Source organism: Achromobacter xylosoxidans A8, assembly GCF_000165835.1.
Lineage (GTDB): Bacteria > Pseudomonadota > Gammaproteobacteria > Burkholderiales > Burkholderiaceae_B > Achromobacter > Achromobacter xylosoxidans_B.
On record NC_014640.1, the window covers coordinates 1,459,630 to 1,476,584 of the forward strand.

Consider the following 16,955-nt stretch of genomic DNA (forward strand, 5'->3'; position numbering starts at 1 on the left):
TCCGATTCCACCTGCCTGTTGATCCGCCGTATCGGCGGTTCTTACCCCTCGCAGCCCCTAGGGGAATTCCCTAGCGGGCGATCCTGAGCGTCAAACGCAAACGCAGCCAGGGCAACGCTTTCCTCGATGATTCTAATTAAGGCAATGGTTTTTTAAGAATATTGATATGGTTGGAATGCTCCCTGCTATCTAGAATCCGCCGCTAGTCGCCCTGCGCCCACGCGCGGCGCGGCGTTCGGGATCACGGCCAGGCATCGCACCGGGCCGCGGCATCACTAGACAAGGGGAATCAATGCTCTCGTACACATTGCGACGGCTGCTCATGACGCTGCCCGTCATGCTGTTCGTCGCGCTGTTCGTATTCGGCCTGCTGGATCTGGCGCCGGGCGACCCGGCAGCGCTGCTGGCCGGCGAAGACGCCACGCCGCAGGACATCGCGCGCATCCGCGCCACGCTGGGCCTGGACCAGCCGTTCCTGCATCGCTTCGGCGAATGGGGCTGGAACGTACTGCATGGCGACCTGGGCACGTCGCTGTTCACCGGCCTGCCGGTCAGCCACATGATCGGCCAGCGGCTGGTGCCGACGTTTTCGCTGATGGTGATGACGCTGATCGTGTCGGTGGCCGTGGCCATCCCGATCGGCGCGCTGGCGGCCTGGAAGCACAACCGCTTGCAGGACCGCGGCATCATGGTCCTGGCGGTGTTCAGCTTCTCCGTGCCTTCCTTTGCGGTGGGTTATCTGCTGGCCTGGATCTTCGGCCTGCAACTGCGCTGGTTCCCGGTGCAGGGCTATGTGCCGCTCGCCACCGGCTTCTGGGCCTCGGTGCATACGCTGGTGCTGCCGGCGCTGGCGCTGGGCAGCGTCTACGTGGCGCTGATCACGCGCATCACGCGCGCCACGCTGCTGGAAACGCTGAGCCAGGACTATGTGCGCACCGCGCGCGCCAAGGGCGTGGGCAACCGCGGCCTGCTGTTCCGCCATGCCTTGAAGAACGCGGCGGTGCCCATCATCACCGTCATCGGCAGCGGCGTGGCCCTGTTGATCAGCGGCACGGTCGTGACCGAGACGGTGTTCTCCATCCCCGGCCTGGGCCGCCTGGTGGTCGACGCCATCCTGCGGCGCGACTACCCCGTCATCCAGGGCGTGATCCTGCTGTTCAGCTTCATGTACGTGCTGGTCAACCTTCTGGTCGATCTGCTTTATCGCGCCTTTGACCCGAGGATCAAGTACTGATGAATACCTTTACCGGCTTTCTCAAGCGGCATCCGACGACCGCCGTGGGCGGCGCGCTGTTGCTCCTGTTGTTCCTGGTGGCGCTGTGCGCGCCCTGGCTGGGCACCGTGGATCCGACCGCGCTGTCTCCCATACACCGCACGCGCTCGCCGAATGCGCAGTTCTGGTTCGGCACCGACCTGCTGGGGCGCGACGTCTACTCGCGGGTGATTTACGGCGCGCGCGTTTCGCTGATCGTGGGCTTCACCGTGGCCGCGCTGTCCACTGTGATCGGCGTGCTGATCGGGCTGGCGGCGGGCTTTGTGCGCTGGGTGGATGCGGTGGTGATGCGGATCATGGACGGCTTCATGTCCATTCCCACCATCCTGCTGGCCATCGCGCTGATCGCGCTGACCCGCGCATCGCTGCAGAACGTGATCATCGCGATCACCATCGCCGAGGTGCCGCGCGTGGTGCGCCTGGTGCGCGGCCTGGTGCTGTCGCTGCGCGAACAGCCCTATGTGGAGGCGGCCGTGGCGGCCGGCGCCAGCCGCTTGCGCATCGTCCTGCGGCATATTTTCCCGAACACGCTGGCGGCGCTGATGGTGCAGGCCACCTACATCTGCGGCGTGGCCATCCTGGCCGAGGCCAGCCTGTCGTTCATCGGCGCGGGCGTGCCGCCGTCGGTGCCGTCGTGGGGCAACATCATGGCCGAAGGGCGCGCGCTGTGGCAGATCAAGCCGCACCTGATCGCCTTCCCGGCAGTGTTCCTGTCCATCACGATCCTGGCAATCAACATGCTGGGCGACGGTTTGCGCGACGCGGTGGATCCGCGCATGGCCAAGAGGATCTGATCCATGAATACGACGATACAGAACCGGCGCGTGCTGGAAATCGAAGACCTGTCGATCGCCTTCGGCCGTGGCGAAAATACGTTCCGCGCAGTGAAGTCGCTGAGCCTGCACGTGGACCGCGGCGAGACGCTGGCCATCGTGGGCGAATCCGGATCGGGCAAGTCGGTGACCTCGCTGGCCGTCATGCGGCTGGTGGAGTTCGGCGGCGGCCGGATCGAAAGCGGACGCATGACCTTCCATCGCGGGGCTGGTCAGACCGTGGACCTGATTGCGGCCTCCGAGGACAGCATGCGCGCCATGCGCGGCAACGACCTGGGCATGATCTTCCAGGAACCCATGACCTCGCTGAACCCGGTGTTCACGGTGGGGTCGCAGATCGTCGAAGCGATCCGGCTGCACCAGCCGGGCGACGCCAGGTCGGCGCAAGCCGCCGCCCGGCGCATCCTCGACCAGGTGCGCATCCCGGACGCTGGCGCCATCATGGGTCGCTATCCGCATGAGCTGTCGGGCGGCATGCGCCAGCGCGTGATGATCGCGATGGCGCTGGCCTGCAAGCCGGCGCTGCTGATAGCGGATGAGCCCACCACGGCGCTGGACGTCACCATCCAGGCGCAGATCCTGCAACTGATCCGCGAGCTGCAGCACGAGATGGACATGGGCGTCATCTTCATCACGCACGACATGGGCGTGGTGGCAGAGGTGGCGGACCGCGTCATGGTCATGCGCAAGGGCGACGTGGTCGAGCACAACGACGTGCAGGGGCTATTCAAGGCGCCACAGCATCCGTATACCCAGGCCTTGATGGCCGCCGTGCCCCGCTTGGGTGCGATGCGGGGCACCACGCTGCCGGCGCGCTTCCCCTTGCTGTCGGACAGCGCGGCGGGACAGGCGGCCGAGCCTGCGGCGGTGCCCGCCCAGGACGAGGTGGTGCTGAGCGTGCGCGGCCTGGTCACGCGCTTTGACGTGCGCGGCGGCGTGTTTGCCCGGGTCAAGAAGCGGGTGCACGCGGTGGAACAGGTCAGTTTCGATTTGCACGCGGGCGAAACCCTGGCGCTGGTGGGCGAGTCGGGTTGCGGCAAGACTTCGACGGGGCGTTCGCTGCTGCGGCTGGCCAAGACCACGCGCGGCACCATCGCGTTCCAGGGCAAGCCGGTAAGCCAGGATGATCCCGCGTCACTGCTGGCGCTGCGCAGGAACATGCAGTTCGTGTTCCAGGACCCGTTCGCCTCGCTGAATCCGCGCATGCGGGTGGGGGAATGCGTCAAGGAGCCGATGCTGATCCACAGCTTGCATAGCGGCGCGGCGGCCGATCGGCGCGCGGCGGAACTGTTTGAGCGGGTGGGGCTGGATGCGTCGATGATGCGGCGCTGGCCGCACGAGTTTTCCGGCGGCCAACGCCAGCGCATCTGCATCGCGCGGGCGCTCTCGGTGGATCCCAAGGTGCTGATTGCCGACGAGTCGGTGTCCGCGCTGGACGTGTCGATCCAGGCGCAGATCGTGAACCTGCTGATCGACCTGCAACGCGACCTGGGCGTGAGCTACCTGTTCATCTCGCACGACATGGCGGTGGTGGAGCGCATCAGCCACCGGGTCGCGGTGATGTACCTGGGCCAGATCGTGGAGATCGGCCCGCGCCAGGCGATTTTCGAGAATCCGCAGCACGCCTACACCCGCAAGCTGATGCAGGCCGTGCCTATCGCGGATCCTGCGGCGCGACGCCGCGCCGCACTGGAATTGAGTGAATTGCCCAGTCCGGCGCGCGCGGTGGGCGATGAGCCCGTGGTACAGCCGCTGGTGCAGGTGGGTGATGGGCATTTCGTGGCGCGGCATCGTATCGGCGGCGCGTACTGAGTTTTTCCTTTTTATCCCGGAGATAGAAAATGGATCGTAGGAATTTCCTGTTGGCTTCTTCCGCTTCGGCGGCCGCCTGGGCCTTGCCCGGCATGTCCTGGGCCGCGCCCGCCAAGACCTCGTTCCGCTGGGTACCCCAGGCGGACCTGACCTTGCTGGACCCCATGTTCACCACCGTGGCCATGACCCAGGTCCACGCCCAATTGGTGTTCGACACGCTGTACGGGCTGGACGAGCAATACCAGCCCAGCCCGCAGATGGCCGCCGGCCACGTCAGCGAGAACGACGGACTGCTGTGGAAGATCACCCTGCGCGACGGTCTGGCGTTCCATGACGGCGCGCCGGTGCGCGCGCAGGACGCGGTCGCCAGCATCCAGCGCTGGGCCAAGAAAGACCTGATGGGCCGGTCGCTGATGCAGGCCACGGAATCGCTCTCCGCACCGGACGACAAGACCATCCAGTTCCAGCTCAAGAAGCCGTTCCCGCTGATCCTGCACGCACTGGGCCGCCAATCCGGCAACATGGCCTGCATCATGCCCGAGCGTCTGGCCAAACAGCCCGAGACCGAGGCCGTGAAGGAAATGGTCGGCAGCGGCCCGTTCACCTTCGCCGCCAGCAAGTGGGTGTCCGGCTCGCGCGTGGTGTACGAGAAGTTCGCCGGCTATGCGCCGCGCAAGGAAGACCGCAAGCCGGTCTTCACCGCCGGTCCCAAACTGGCGCACGTGGACGAAGTGCATTGGCACATCATCCCGGACCGCGCCACCGCGATCGCGGCGTTGCAGGCCAACGAGGTCGACGGCGTCGAGATGGTGGACAGCGACTTCCTGCCCATCCTGAGCCAGGACCCGAACATCAAGCTGGTCAAGCGCAGCCTGCCCACCATCGGCGTGATGCGCTTCAACCATCTGCACGCGCCGTTCGACAACCCGGCCATCCGCCGCGCGGTGCTCAGCGCCGTCAACCAGACCGAATACATGACGGCCATGAACGGCGCCGACTTCCCGGAATACTGGAGCGACCGCTGCGGCGTGTTCGTGCCGGGTTCGCCCATGGACAGCGATGCCGGCATGGACAAGCTGACCGGCAAGCGCGACATCGACGCGGCGCGCGCGGCGATCAAGGCGGCCGGCTACAAGGGCGAAACCGTGGTGCTGCTGGATCCGGTGGACTTCCCGACCTGGCACGCCGCGGCCCTGGTGACAGCGGACCTGTTCAAGCGCCTAGGCTTCAAGGTGGACCTGCAGACCATGGACTGGGGCACCGCCGTGCAGCGCCGCAACAACCAGGAAGCCCCCACCGCGGGCGGCTGGAGCGTGGCGTTCACCGGCAACACCGGCCCCAACAACCTGGACCCGGCCGGCCATCTGGCGCTGCGCGGCAACGGCAAGCAGGCCTGGTTCGGCTGGCCCACCAGTGAACGCCTGGAACAGCTGCGGCTGGACTGGTTCAACGCCGCCGACCTGGACGCGCAGAAGAAGATCTGCCGCGAGATCCAGCTGCAGGTGTTCGAGGACGTGCCCTACATTCCGCTGGGCGCGAGCTATCCGGTCAGTGCGCTGCGCAGCAACTGGAAGGATTTCCAGCCGCAGATGTCGCTGTTCTACACGTTGCACAAAGCCTGAGGATTGGGGAGTTCCGTATGAGCAGCAAGGCCCCAAAGGTCGCCATTCTTGGCTTTCACCTGGAATCCAATGCGTTCTGCCCGCCCTCGGTGGAAGCGGACTTCCTGGCGCAGTGCTGGGAAGCCGGCGACACCATCAGCGAATTGGTGCGCGGCCCCAGCCGCCTGCCCAGCGAGGTGGCCGGTTTTTATGACCGCATGAACCAGCTGGGCAACTGGACCCCCGCGCCGCTGATCGTGATCGGCGCGCCGCCCGGCGGCCCGGCCAGCGCCGGCGTCTGGGCCGCCTTCCTGGCCGAGGCGGAGCAGCGCCTGCGTGCCGCCATGCCGGTGGACGCGATCTACGTGGCCAACCATGGGGCCTCGTCCGCGGAAGGCGAGAACGATACCGAAGGGGCGCTGATGCGCCTGCTGCGGGCGATGGTCGGCCCCGACGTGCCCATCGTGGCCACGCACGACCTGCACTGCAATGTGTCGGCCGAAACCGTGGATGCGCTGGACGGCCTGATCGCCTACCGCACCAATCCGCACGTGGATCAGCGCGAGCGCGCCGCCGAGGCCGCCGACATGATCCGCGAGATCCTGGACGGCACGCGCATGGTGACCGCCTACGTTCGCCTGCCGCTGACGCCGCCCTCCGTGACGCTGTCGACCGCCAGCGGACCTTATGCGGATCTGGTGGCGTTGGGGGCGTCGCTGACGCAGCGGCGCGGCGCAGGGCCGATTGCCAATGTGGCGGTGTGCGCGGGCTTCGTATTCTCCGACCTGCCCAAGTGCGGCGTGACCATCACGGTGACCGCGCGCGGCGATCTGCAGGCGGCGCGCCGCACGGCCTTGCAGGTGGCGCGCGCCGGCTGGGCCGATCGCGCACGCTACGTGGCCAATACCGTCGACGTGGCGCGCGCGGTGGCGCTGGCGCGCGAGGCCAGTCAGCCGTTGCTGTTCGCCGACGTTGCCGACAATCCTGGCGGCGGCGGCCGGGGCAACACCACCTGGCTGCTCAAGGCGTTTGACGAGGCGCGCATTGCGGGCGTGGTGATGGGGGTGTTCGTCGATCCGGACCTGGTCGCGCAGGCCGCGCAACTGGGAGTAGGCGCGGAATTCGAGGCGGTCTTCAACCGGGTAGAGAGCGAGTATTCGCGGCGCTATGCGGCAAGAGCCCGGGTGCTGAAGCTGACGGATGGCGAAGGCATGGGCCGGCGCGGCATTCTGCGCGGGCGCAAGTTCTCGATGGGCGCGACCTGCCTGCTGGAGCTTGCGGAGTCGGGCATGAAAGTGGTGGTGGGCAGCCTGCGCCGCCAGTTGGCCGAGCCGGCCATGCTGGAGATGCACGGCATCGACATCGCCCAGGCGGGCCACGTGATCGTCAAGAGCCGCGGCCACTACCGCGCGGGCTTCGACGAGTTCTTCCCGAACGAGCGGATCCACGACGTGGACAGCCCGGGCCTGACCACGCCGAACCTGCGGCAGATCGCGTTCAAGGGCCTGCCACGGCCCGTCTGCCCGCTGGACGCCGACGCTGCCTGGCGTGAGCCCGACTGGGCTGCGGACCTGGCTGCCTAGGGCGGCAGGCCCGCCAGCGGACCCGCCCTAGCGGGCGGCGTCCGGCCCCGCCGCCATCCACGCGGGGTGGGCATAGGCGGCGTTGATCTGCGCGCCCAGCGCTTCCACGAAGCGGGTGACGCTGGCCGGCAGTTGGCGGCCGGCCATGGTCTGGATGTGCATGTTGCGCTGGTGCAGTTCGGGGTTGGACATGGGGATGGTGATCAGCTCGCCGCGTTCGGTCGAGGTCATGACCGTGAGGTCGCCGGAAAAGCTGATCGCGCCCCAGCGCTGGCAACTGGTCTGGATCGCGCCCTGGTTATTGCAGGTCATCGCCACGTTGAGTTCGATCTTCTCGTGCATGCAGCACAGGTCGATGATGAAGCGGATCGTGCTGCCCGGCCCCATCAGCGCCACGGGATACTGGCCAATGTCGCGCATGGAAAGCGTCTTGCGGTCCGCCAGCGGATGGTCGGGCGCCATCACGGCAAACACCGGCATGCGGCGCGCATACTGCACGTGCACCCCTTGGGGCGGCGACAGGTTGTAGCTCATGCCGATGTCGTCCTCGCCTTCGCGCACGCGGCGGTTGATTTCCGAGGACTGCAGGATGTTCAGTTCGAACCGCAGCGAGGGCTCGACCGCGAGGAATTCACCGATCACGCGCGGCAGCAACTCGCGTCCGAAGGCCTGGTTGGCCGAAATGCGGATCAGCTTCTGGCCGATCTGGCTCAGGTCGCGGATTTCGGCGCGGGCGCGCTCGGCCTCCAGCGAGGCGCGGCGCGCGTAGGCCTTCAGCAACTGGCCTGCTTCGGTCAGGACCATGCCGCGGGCATGGCGGTCGAACAGCAGGGTCTGGTGTTCTTCCTCCAGCTTGCGCACCATCCGACTGACCGCCGACGGCGCCACGTGCAGCTTCTGCGCGGCGACCGTGAGCGAGCCCGAATCCACGACTTCCAGGAAATAGCGCAAGGCGGTGTTGAGCATGACGGCGGGTAGTGTTGCGGCGCGCTCAATACTAACGGAAAACCGCGGCGATGCCGGCCCTCAAGTGGCTTGCGGAAAGCCCCCGTAGGGCGCCCACCCCGATCCCGCGATGACGCCGCCGTCGCACGGGATGGTGGCGCCGGTGACTACCGCGGCCGCGGGGGAAAGCAGGAAGAACACGACTTCGGCGATCTCTCGCGGCTGCATCAGGCGGCCCAGCGGCGTGGCGTTCAGGATCGGCGTCATGTCGCGCTCCCCCTGCCGCTCCTTGGGCTTGAGAAAGGGCGTGTCGGTCCAGCCCGGCGCGATGGCGTTGACGCGCACTCCGCGCCGCGCCCAGTGCACGGCAAGAGCCTCGGTCAGGTTCACGACCGCGGCCTTGGCCGGGCCGTAGGCCAGCACCGGTCCGGGACGGAACGACAGCACGGACGCCACGTTGACGACCGCCCCGCAGCCGCGCGCGGCCATGGCGCTGCCGAACACGCGGCAGGATGTGTAGGTGCCCTTCAGATGGGAATCCACCACCCGTTCCCAGGCCTCGACCGGATAGTCCTCGATGGCGGTGGGAACCTGGGCGATGCCGGCGCAGTTCACCAGTCCCGTGACCGGCGGCAGGAGGGCGGCCAGCTGTTCCTCCGCAGTCCGCAGCCCGGCCTCGTCCAGCACGTCGCCCGGGGCCGCCACGGCGCGCGGGCCGAGTTCCTGCGCCAGCGCCTGCGCGGCTTCCAGGTTCAGGTCCAGGATGGCGACGTGGCCGCCCGCCTGCACCACGCGCCTGCACACCGCCGCGCCGATGCCGCTGGCGCCGCCGGTAACGATGACCGACAGGGTCGGGTCCGTTGTGGAATCATCCATTCATCTTCCCCAGCGCGCCTTCAGGCGCTGTTCGAACAGGCGCAGGGCAAGGTCGATGCCTATGCCGACGATGCCGATGGCGATCATGCCGGCCATGACGATATTGGTGGCGACGTTGAGCTGCCCCTGCACCATCATGTAGCCGATGCCGTTGCCCACCACGATCAGTTCCGCGCCCACCAGCGATTGCCAGCCGATGCCGGCGCTGACCCGCAGGCCGGCCAGGATGGACGGCAGAGAGGCCGGCAGCAGCACTTCGGCGACGATGCGCGGGCCGCTCGCGCCCAGCGTGCGCGAGGCTTCGAGCAGGCGCGTGTCGACGAACTTGGCGCCGCGGTAGGCACTGATCAGGCAGGGCGGGAAGGCGCCCGCGAAGATGATCAGGGTGGGGCCGCCTATGCCGGTGCCGAACCACAGGCCGGCGAAGGGCACCCAGGCGATCGGCGCCACGAAGCGCAGCGCATCGAAGAACGGGCTGACCACGTCGTCCAGCCAGCGGTACCAGCCCATCAGCAGGCCTAGCGGAATGCCTACCGCCGCGGCCAGCAGGAAGCCGCAGGCGAAGCGGTAGAGGCTGGCGCCCAGGTGCGTCCACAGCGTGGCGCCGGAATAGGGCTCGTTGCTGTAATGCACGATGGTCCGCAGCACGGTCAGCGGGCCAGGCAGGTAGTTGGGCGGAAAGACCCCGCCCACGCTCAACAGGTGCCAGGCCATGAAGAATCCGGCCAGCCCCAGGCACGACAGGCCGAAGGTGAAGGCGGGCGAGTCGCCCGAGGCGCGTGTCAGCGTAGCCATGGCAATGCCCTCTTTTCGATCCATTCCAGTCCCCGGGTCATCACCGCGCCCAGCAGGCCCACCCAGACCATGGCGTAGAGGATCATGCCGGGCCGGATGTCCAGCGCCGCGGTGTCCAGCACCTTGCCCAGTCCGATGAAGGCGCCGATGAGTTCCGCTGCCACCAGGGTCATCCACGCGGTCTGCAGCGACAGGCGCAGGCCGGTGAAGATCATGGGCATGGAACCGGGGATCAGCACGTCGCGCAGCATGCGCAGCGGATTGCCCGCGCCATGCACGCGCGCGGCTTCGATCAGCGTGGGATCGATGTTGCGCACGCCGGCATAGGTGTTGATCACGGCCGGCGTGAACGAGGACACCCAGATCAGGAAGATCTTCGCCGGGTCGCCCAGCCCCAGCCAAAGGATGGCCAGCGGAATCCAGGCCAGCGGCGGAATCGGGCGCAGCAGCGAGAACACCGGCCCGACCAGCGCGTCGATGCGTTTGCTGAATCCCATCAGCAGGCCCAGCGGCACGCCGGTGCCGATGGCGACCAGAAAGCCCAGGAACACCAGCCGCAGGCTGTGGCCGATGTGCTGGAACAGCGTGCCGCCGGCGTAGCCGGAGTCGCGCGACAGCTGCACGGCGGCCTGCCAGGTCGTCAGCGGCGTGGGAAAGCGCGCGCCGTTGACCAGACCCAGCGCCGACACGATCCACCAGGCGGCGAAGGCCACGGCGACGGCGGCCACGCCCACGGTAATTCTGCGGCGCGAGGCGCGCGGCCGCCGCGCGGGCAGGGTGGCGATGTGTTCACTCATGGCCGGACCTCGCGGCGTCGCGCTCCAGATGGGCCACGTCTTCCAGCAGCAGCAACATGGCGGTGCAGTCCTGCTCCTGCCGGCCCCAGGATTTGGCCAGCGCGAACATCTCGCGGGCGTAGCCGCCCAGGCCCAGCGGCGCGCCCACCGAGGCGGCCAGGTTCATGGCCAGGTTGATGTCCTTGTAGCCCATGCGCATGGGGAAGTCGGGACTGATGTCGCCCGCCAGCACCTTGCCGGGGAAATTGGTCAGGAGCTGTCCGCGTCCGGCAGTGGTGTTGGACAACACCTTGACGACGGTGGCGCGGTCCAGCCCGAGCTTGGCGGCGAACATCAGCGCTTCGCCCGTCAGCACCATGCCGACCATGGACATGTAGTTGTTGACCAGCTTGAGCCGGATGCCCGAACCGAAAGGACCGACATGCACGATCTCGTCGGCCATGGCGGCGAAGATGGGCGCGGCCTGGTCGAAGTCGGCCTGCGCGCCGCCAGCCATGATCAGCGCCTTGCCCTGCGCCGCCTCGCGCGGCGTGCGCCCCACGGGGGCGTCGATGCAGCGCAGGCCCAGGCCCGCGAGGTCGGCGGCGATGCGGTCTGTCTCGACCGCGTCGCCCGTGCTCATTTCGATGACCAGGGCGCCCGGATTCAAGCCCGCGGCCGCGCCGTCGGCGCCGAAGAGGGCATCGCGGACATGCGCGGAAGTGGGCAGCATGGTGATCGCCACGTCGCAGCCGCGGGCGGCGTCCAGCGGCGTGGCGGCGCGCCGGAAACCCGTGTCGGCCAAGCGCTCCATGGCCGCGGGCACGACGTCGTAGCCTGATACTTCATACCCCTGCGCGGCCAGGTTGCGCAGCATCGCGCTCCCCATGACGCCCAGGCCCAGGAATGCGATGCGGGGTGATTCGGTGTGTTCCATGGGGCTTGCTCCGGTGTGGTCAGCTGCCTAGCCGCGCACTGGTGCTGCTGCGCGGCGGCGCGGTGGTGTCGCGGACGATCAGTTCCAGTTCGATGCAGACGTTCTCGGGCGGCGTGTCGGCGTCGGCCGCCAGCAGAATGCTGGCAGCGCGCTGGCCCAGCTCGAAGGCCGGCACGTTCAGGGTGGTGATGCCTGGCCGGCAATGGGCGGCCATTTCGATGTTGTCGAAGCCCGTGATCGAAATCTGCTCGGGCACGCGCAGGTTTTGCCACAGGCACTCCTGCAGCGCGCCGTAGGCCAGGATGTCGTTGCCGCACATGACCGCGGTGGGCGGCTCGGGCAGGCGCAGTAGCGCGGCCATGGCGCGCCGCGCTTCCGGCACGGTGTAGGGCTTTTCGATGACGTACTGCGGCGGCAGGTCGATGCCGCGGCGCTTGAGCGCGCGCGTGAAGCCGGCCACGCGGTCGGCGGCGCGGTCGTTGTCCTTGGAAATACCGGCGATCACGCCGAGGCGGCGGTGGCCGATGTCCAGCAAGTAGTCGGCGATGCGCTGCGCCGCGGCGGCGTTGTCCCAGCCCACCATCGGCCAGGCGTCGGCGGCGTCGTAATGGCAGGTGGTGACGAAGGGGATGCCCTTGGACTGCAGCAGTTCGTAGATCTCGGGGTCGCGGCTGCGACCGACCAGCATCATGGCGTCCACGCCGCGCTCGATCAGCGCCCGCACTTCGCCGGCTTCGCGCGCCGGGCTGTAGTTGGTGCTGGCCAGCAGCAGCTGGTAGCCGTGTTCATGGATGGTCTGCTGCATGCCGTCGACCAGCTTGGCGAACAGCGCACTGTCCACGGTGGGAATGATGGCGCCCATGGTGCGGGTCTTGCGCGACGCCAGCGAACGGGCAGCGCCGTGCGGCACGTAGCCAGCTTCCGCCAGCAGCGCCATGGCGCGGGCGCGCAGGTCCGGCCGCACTTGTTCGGGGTGGTTCAGCACCCGCGACAAGGTGGCCGAGGAGATGCCGCCGCTGGCGGCAATCGACTTCAGAGTGTCCCCGGATAGGGGCGCGGACTTTCGCTTCATTTTTTGAAAGCGCTTTCAGAAATTGGATGATGTAAATATACAGTTATTGAAACGCTGTGGGCGATTTCTAGGGTTTTCTCGGGGTTGAATGAGATGGCTGCGAGCTTATTCTCTGTATGCGCTTTCAAAAAACCGAGCCCAGACGCAGATCCGGGCCTGCTATCCGGGGAATGCCGCGGCAGCTCGCGCATGCAGACCGGAATCCACTATCTGGAGACTAAGCATGTCGAGAATCCCCCGCATCCTGGGTCTGTGCCTGGCGCCGCTGGGCGCCTTGCTGTTGAGCCCGTCCGTGTCGGCCCAGGCGCCGACGCCCATCAAGGTCAGCTACCAGATCGCCTATTGGGCGCTGCCGATCTACATCGCCACGGAAAAAAACTGGTGGGCCGAAGCGGGCCTGAAGCCGGAATTCGTGGTGTATCCCGCGGGCGCGCAGCAGATCGCCGGCTCCGCCTCAAAGTCCTGGGACGTGGGCGGCACGGGGTCGCCGCCGGCGGTGCTGGGCGCGCAGCGCTACGGCATCGTGACGCTGGGCGTCACCAATGATGAATCCACCGCCAACGGCGTCATGGCGCGCAAAGAGAACGCCGCGGCCGTGCGCAGCAATGCGGCCAAGGAAGTGAAGGGCAAGCAGATCCTGCTCAGCCCCAACTCCACGGGCGAGTACGCGACCATGGCCTGCCTGAAGAAGTGGGGCATGCAGCGCAGCGACGTCAGCGTGGTGACGCTTGCTCCGGCGCAATTGGTGTCCGCCTTCACCGGCGGCAACGGCATGCTGGCCGGCACCTGGGCGCCCAACTTCTACACGCTCAATGAGCAGATCGGCGCCGAAGTCGTATGCAGCGGCAAGGACGCCGGAGTGATGATCCCGGGCGCGCTGGTGGCGCGCGGCGAATTCGCGCAGCAGAATCCGGACGCGGTCGCCAAGTTCCTGGCGGTGTACCTGCGAGCCGTCAGCTTCGAGAAGAACAACAAGGCGGAAGCCATGGGCTACCTGCGCAAGTTGTTCCAGGCCAACGGCATCAAGCTCAACGACGGCTATCTGGGGCAGGAATTGGATCGGCCGATCTTCACGCTGGACGAGCAGCTCAAGCTGATGTCGCGCGCCGGCGGCAAGTCCACGCTGGACAACGCCTATGAAGCCCTGTCGGGCTACCTGAAGGGCGTGGGCACCATCACCGAGGTGCCGGATCCCAAGACCTATATCACGGACGACTACATGAAGCGCGTCGACCAGACCCCGGCGCTCAAGACCTTCGCCAACAAGACCAACTGAGCTTCATCCTTCTTCCGCGAGGCCACACCATGGCAGTAAGCAAGCTCAAATCCGCGGCCAAACAGCCCCAGGGCAATGAGGCCGCCGCACGCGAAGTCGCCGCCGAGATGCTGGCGAACATCAAGTCCGGCGGCGAGGCCGCGGTGCGCGACTACGCCCGTCGGCTGGACAAATGGGAGGGGGATATCCTGGTCGGCGCCGCCGAAATCGAACGGCGTACCGCAGCCATACCCGACGGCATCAAGCGCGACATCGAGTTCGCCGCCGGCCAGGTGCGCAAGTTCGCGCAGGCGCAGATGGCTTCAGTGCGCGAGTTCGAACTGGAGCTGGCGCCGGGCCTGGTCGCCGGGCAGCGGCTGATACCTGTCAACGTGGCGGGTTGCTACGTGCCCACGGGGCGTTATGCGCACATCGCGTCGGCCTACATGAGCATCGCTACCGCCAAGGCGGCCGGGGTGCCCACGGTCATCGCCTGCTCCACGCCCTACCGCGGCGAGGGCATACATCCGCAGGTGCTGTACGCCATGAAGGTGGCAGGGGTGGACGCCGTGATGACGCTGGGGGGCGTACAGGCGATCGCCGCCATGGCCTACGGCCTGTTCACCGGCAAGCCGGCCGACATCATTGTCGGGCCGGGCAACAAATTCGTGGCGGAGGCCAAGCGTATGCTGTTCGGCAGCGTAGGCATCGACGTCTTCGCCGGCCCGTCGGAGGTCTGCATCATCGCCGACGCCTCGGCGGATCCGGCTATCGTCGCCTCCGACCTGGTGGGGCAGGCCGAGCACGGACACGAGTCGCCGGCCTGGCTGATTACCACCGACCGTGCCCTAGCCGAATCCGTGCTGCAGCGGGTGCCCGCGCTGATCGAGTCCTTGCCGCCCACCGCGCGGGACGCGGCCGGCGCCGCCTGGCGCGACTATGGCGAGGTGGTGCTGTGCGATACCCGCGAAGAGGCAGTGGCGGTCTCGGACCGCTACGCCAGCGAACACCTGGAGGTCCATTGCGAGGATCTGGACTGGTGGTTCCGGCACCTGACCTGCTATGGCTCGCTGTTCCTGGGCGAGGAAACCACGGTGGCGTTCGGCGACAAGGCCAGCGGCACCAACCACATCCTGCCTACCAAGGGCGCGGCGCGCTATTCGGGCGGCCTGTCGGTGCATAAGTTCATCAAGACGGTCACCTGGCAGCGCATGACGCGCCAGGCCAGCCGCGATACCGCCCAGGTGACTGCACGGATCTCGCGCCTGGAAGGCATGGAGGCGCATGCGCGCACGGCGGACGACCGCCTGGCCAAGTACTTCCCCCAGGAATCCTTCGAACTGGGCGAACCCGTGCGGGAGTGAGGCCATCATGCAGAACGACATGTCCCGCCTGTTCGACCTGGATGGCCGCGTCGCCTTGGTAAGCGGCGGCAGTTCCGGCATCGGCAAGGCCATCGGCCTGGCGCTGGCGCGGGCCGGCGCCAGCGTGGTGCTGGTGGCGCGGCGCGAGCAGGAGCTGGCTTTTGCCGCAGGCGAGTTCGAAGACGAAGGGCTGCACGCGCGCGCCTTGCCCTGCGATCTGGCCGACCGTGATGCGCTAAGCGGTTTTGCCGCCCGCGCGGCCCGGCCGTTCGGCGCGCCCGACATCCTGGTCAACGCCTCGGGCATCAATGTGCGCAAGCCCTTCGAGGACACCGCCGACGAGGACTGGGACCGTTCGCTGGCGATCAACCTGACCGCGCCGTTCCTGCTGACCCGCGCGCTGGCGCCTGCCATGCGCGAGCGCGGCTGGGGCCGCATCATCAACATCACCTCGCTGCAGTGCGTGCGCGCCTTTCCGGACAGCGCGCCCTATGGCGCGTCCAAGGGCGGCCTGATGCAGCTGACCCGCGCCATCGCCGAGTACTGGTCGCGCCACGGCGTCACCTGCAATGCGATCGCCCCGGGCTTTTTCGAGACGCCGCTGACCGCGCCGGTAATGGGCGATCCGGCCCGCGTGCAGGCGCTGGCTGCCAGCACCATGATCGGACGCAACGGCCGGCTGGAGGACCTGCACGGCGCGGCCGTGTTCCTGGCGAGCGAGGCCTCGGCCTACATCACCGGGCAGACCCTGTTCATAGACGGCGGCTTTTCGGCCCGCTGACCGGCATCTCCGTGGAGTCCCGCCATGAAAGCCCTTGTCTACACCGCGCCCAGCCAGCTGACGTACCGCGAGGAACCCGATCCGGTGCAGGTGGACGGCGACGCGCTGCTGCGCATCGAGGCCGTGGGCATTTGCGGCTCCGACATGCACGCCTATCACGGGCATGACCCGCGCCGCAATCCGCCGCTGATCCTGGGGCACGAGTTCGTCGGCACGCGGGTGGGCGGCAGCCGCGCTGGCCAGCGGGTCACCGGCAACCCGCTGATCCATTGCGGCCACTGCGATTTCTGCGTGCAGGGCCGCAACAATCTGTGCCGCAACCGCGGCATGGTGGGCATGACGCGTCCCGGTGCGTTCGCCGAATTCATGGCCATCCCCGAACGCTGCCTGATTCCCGTGCCGCAGGACATGCCGGCCGCCGCCGCCGCGCTGACCGAGCCGGCGGCCACCGCCTTGCATGGCGTGGCGCTGGCGCAGCGGGCACTGTTCCGTCCGCTGGCCGAAGCCCGGGCGCTGGTCGTGGGCGGCGGCGCCATCGGCCTGCTGACGGCGCTGCTGCTGCGCAGCCAGGGTTGCCGCGTCAGCCTGGCCGAAACCAACCCGCTGCGGCGCGCCTCGGCGCAGCAGCATGCCGGCTGCATGGCCTTCGACCCGCGCCAGACTGCTCCGGCGCAGGGCGCCTATGAACTGGTGGTGGACGCCGTGGGCGGCAAGCTCACGCGTCCGGCCGCGCTGGCCGCGGTTCAACCAGGCGGCGTCATGCTGCACATCGGCCTGCAGGACTGGGCCAGCGAGATCGACATGCGGCGGCTGACGCTGGACGAGATCACCTTGATCGGCGCCTACACCTACACCAGCGCCGACCTGTGGGCGACCGTGGACGCGCTGCACCGGGGCGTCTTTGGCGATCTGTCCTGGGTCGAGGAGCGCGAGCTGGGCGTGGGCGCACAGGCCTTCTCCGACCTGGACGGCGGCCGCGCGGCGTCGGCCAAGATCGTGCTGAGGACGCATTGACATGGCCCGGCATCCCCTGTCCCCCCGCGCCGTCGCCG

General features: G+C 67.8%; 15 protein-coding genes. 9 read left to right on the forward strand and 6 right to left on the reverse strand.

The annotated features are described in order from the left end of the window. Positions 1-292: 292 nt before the first annotated feature. The 5 genes from AXYL_RS06890 to AXYL_RS06910 are packed head-to-tail and all read left to right on the forward strand — an operon-like array spanning position 293 to position 7,102. Positions 293-1,234, forward strand: a complete 942-nt coding sequence (locus AXYL_RS06890; RefSeq protein ID WP_041652619.1) for an ABC transporter permease — start codon at positions 293-295, stop codon at positions 1,232-1,234. Continuing rightward, positions 1,234-2,067 carry an ABC transporter permease gene (locus AXYL_RS06895; protein WP_013392074.1) on the forward strand — a complete coding sequence of 278 codons (834 nt, stop codon included), beginning with the start codon at positions 1,234-1,236 and terminating at the stop codon, positions 2,065-2,067. Before AXYL_RS06890 ends, AXYL_RS06895 begins: the two co-directional genes overlap by 1 nt. Positions 2,068-2,070: 3 nt before the next feature. Then, complete coding sequence (locus tag AXYL_RS06900; protein WP_013392075.1) at positions 2,071-3,918, forward strand: dipeptide ABC transporter ATP-binding protein; 1,848 nt, start codon at positions 2,071-2,073, stop codon at positions 3,916-3,918. Positions 3,919-3,947: 29 nt separating this feature from the next. Continuing rightward, the gene (locus AXYL_RS06905; protein ID WP_013392076.1) at positions 3,948-5,540 is read left to right on the forward strand and encodes an ABC transporter substrate-binding protein; all 1,593 of its coding nucleotides are present in this window, start codon (positions 3,948-3,950) and stop codon (positions 5,538-5,540) included. A 17-nt stretch (positions 5,541-5,557) separates the two neighbouring features. Next, entirely contained in the window at positions 5,558-7,102 is a 1,545-nt protein-coding gene (locus AXYL_RS06910; protein ID WP_013392077.1) for a M81 family metallopeptidase, read from the forward strand. Between the two features lie 27 nt (positions 7,103-7,129). Here the strand turns inward: AXYL_RS06910 and AXYL_RS06915 are convergent, their stop codons facing one another. From AXYL_RS06915 to AXYL_RS06940, 6 genes are read right to left on the reverse strand one after another with little or no spacing between them, the layout of a single operon-like run. Further along, the gene (locus AXYL_RS06915) at positions 7,130-8,068 is read right to left on the reverse strand and encodes a LysR family transcriptional regulator (protein ID WP_013392078.1); all 939 of its coding nucleotides are present in this window, start codon (positions 8,066-8,068) and stop codon (positions 7,130-7,132) included. A gap of 60 nt (positions 8,069-8,128) precedes the next feature. Continuing rightward, entirely contained in the window at positions 8,129-8,923 is a 795-nt protein-coding gene (locus AXYL_RS06920) for an SDR family NAD(P)-dependent oxidoreductase (protein ID WP_013392079.1), read from the reverse strand. After that, on the reverse strand, positions 8,924-9,718 hold the full coding sequence (locus AXYL_RS06925; RefSeq protein ID WP_013392080.1) for an ABC transporter permease: 795 nt from the start codon (positions 9,716-9,718) through the stop codon (positions 8,924-8,926). Next, the gene (locus tag AXYL_RS06930; protein ID WP_013392081.1) at positions 9,706-10,515 is read right to left on the reverse strand and encodes an ABC transporter permease; all 810 of its coding nucleotides are present in this window, start codon (positions 10,513-10,515) and stop codon (positions 9,706-9,708) included. The genes AXYL_RS06925 and AXYL_RS06930 overlap by 13 nt, the downstream gene beginning before the upstream one ends. Then, positions 10,508-11,431, reverse strand: a complete 924-nt coding sequence (locus AXYL_RS06935; protein WP_013392082.1) for an NAD(P)-dependent oxidoreductase — start codon at positions 11,429-11,431, stop codon at positions 10,508-10,510. Before AXYL_RS06935 ends, AXYL_RS06930 begins: the two co-directional genes overlap by 8 nt. Before the next feature lie 19 nt (positions 11,432-11,450). Further along, the gene (locus AXYL_RS06940) at positions 11,451-12,503 is read right to left on the reverse strand and encodes a substrate-binding domain-containing protein (RefSeq protein ID WP_013392083.1); all 1,053 of its coding nucleotides are present in this window, start codon (positions 12,501-12,503) and stop codon (positions 11,451-11,453) included. A gap of 223 nt (positions 12,504-12,726) precedes the next feature. Between AXYL_RS06940 and AXYL_RS06945 the strand changes: the two genes are divergently transcribed. The 4 genes from AXYL_RS06945 to AXYL_RS06960 are packed head-to-tail and all read left to right on the forward strand — an operon-like array spanning position 12,727 to position 16,917. Beyond that, entirely contained in the window at positions 12,727-13,779 is a 1,053-nt protein-coding gene (locus AXYL_RS06945) for an ABC transporter substrate-binding protein (protein ID WP_013392084.1), read from the forward strand. Positions 13,780-13,808: 29 nt separating this feature from the next. After that, positions 13,809-15,122: a histidinol dehydrogenase gene (gene hisD, locus AXYL_RS06950; RefSeq protein ID WP_013392085.1), complete on the forward strand. Its 1,314-nt coding sequence runs from the start codon at positions 13,809-13,811 to the stop codon at positions 15,120-15,122. Positions 15,123-15,129: 7 nt separating this feature from the next. Continuing rightward, positions 15,130-15,903 (forward strand): SDR family NAD(P)-dependent oxidoreductase, encoded by a 774-nt coding sequence (locus AXYL_RS06955; RefSeq protein ID WP_013392086.1) that lies wholly within the window; start codon positions 15,130-15,132, stop codon positions 15,901-15,903. Positions 15,904-15,927: 24 nt separating this feature from the next. Continuing rightward, positions 15,928-16,917 (forward strand): alcohol dehydrogenase catalytic domain-containing protein, encoded by a 990-nt coding sequence (locus AXYL_RS06960; protein ID WP_013392087.1) that lies wholly within the window; start codon positions 15,928-15,930, stop codon positions 16,915-16,917. The last annotated feature ends 38 nt before the right edge of the window (positions 16,918-16,955 follow it).

What these genes read in the sequence shown, in the direction of transcription:
- AXYL_RS06920 (WP_013392079.1), bottom strand. Translation starts at nt 8,923, where the DNA reads ATGGATGATTCCACAACGGACCCGACCCTGTCGGTCATCGTTACCGGC.
- hisD (WP_013392085.1), top strand. Translation starts at nt 13,809, where the DNA reads ATGGCAGTAAGCAAGCTCAAATCCGCGGCCAAACAGCCCCAGGGCAAT.
- AXYL_RS06900 (WP_013392075.1), top strand. Translation starts at nt 2,071, where the DNA reads ATGAATACGACGATACAGAACCGGCGCGTGCTGGAAATCGAAGACCTG.
- AXYL_RS06955 (WP_013392086.1), top strand. Translation starts at nt 15,130, where the DNA reads ATGCAGAACGACATGTCCCGCCTGTTCGACCTGGATGGCCGCGTCGCC.
- AXYL_RS06910 (WP_013392077.1), top strand. Translation starts at nt 5,558, where the DNA reads ATGAGCAGCAAGGCCCCAAAGGTCGCCATTCTTGGCTTTCACCTGGAA.
- AXYL_RS06905 (WP_013392076.1), top strand. Translation starts at nt 3,948, where the DNA reads ATGGATCGTAGGAATTTCCTGTTGGCTTCTTCCGCTTCGGCGGCCGCC.
- AXYL_RS06925 (WP_013392080.1), bottom strand. Translation starts at nt 9,718, where the DNA reads ATGGCTACGCTGACACGCGCCTCGGGCGACTCGCCCGCCTTCACCTTC.
- AXYL_RS06960 (WP_013392087.1), top strand. Translation starts at nt 15,928, where the DNA reads ATGAAAGCCCTTGTCTACACCGCGCCCAGCCAGCTGACGTACCGCGAG.
- AXYL_RS06940 (WP_013392083.1), bottom strand. Translation starts at nt 12,503, where the DNA reads ATGAAGCGAAAGTCCGCGCCCCTATCCGGGGACACTCTGAAGTCGATT.
- AXYL_RS06945 (WP_013392084.1), top strand. Translation starts at nt 12,727, where the DNA reads ATGTCGAGAATCCCCCGCATCCTGGGTCTGTGCCTGGCGCCGCTGGGC.
- AXYL_RS06930 (WP_013392081.1), bottom strand. Translation starts at nt 10,515, where the DNA reads ATGAGTGAACACATCGCCACCCTGCCCGCGCGGCGGCCGCGCGCCTCG.
- AXYL_RS06915 (WP_013392078.1), bottom strand. Translation starts at nt 8,068, where the DNA reads ATGCTCAACACCGCCTTGCGCTATTTCCTGGAAGTCGTGGATTCGGGC.
- AXYL_RS06895 (WP_013392074.1), top strand. Translation starts at nt 1,234, where the DNA reads ATGAATACCTTTACCGGCTTTCTCAAGCGGCATCCGACGACCGCCGTG.
- AXYL_RS06935 (WP_013392082.1), bottom strand. Translation starts at nt 11,431, where the DNA reads ATGGAACACACCGAATCACCCCGCATCGCATTCCTGGGCCTGGGCGTC.
- AXYL_RS06890 (WP_041652619.1), top strand. Translation starts at nt 293, where the DNA reads ATGCTCTCGTACACATTGCGACGGCTGCTCATGACGCTGCCCGTCATG.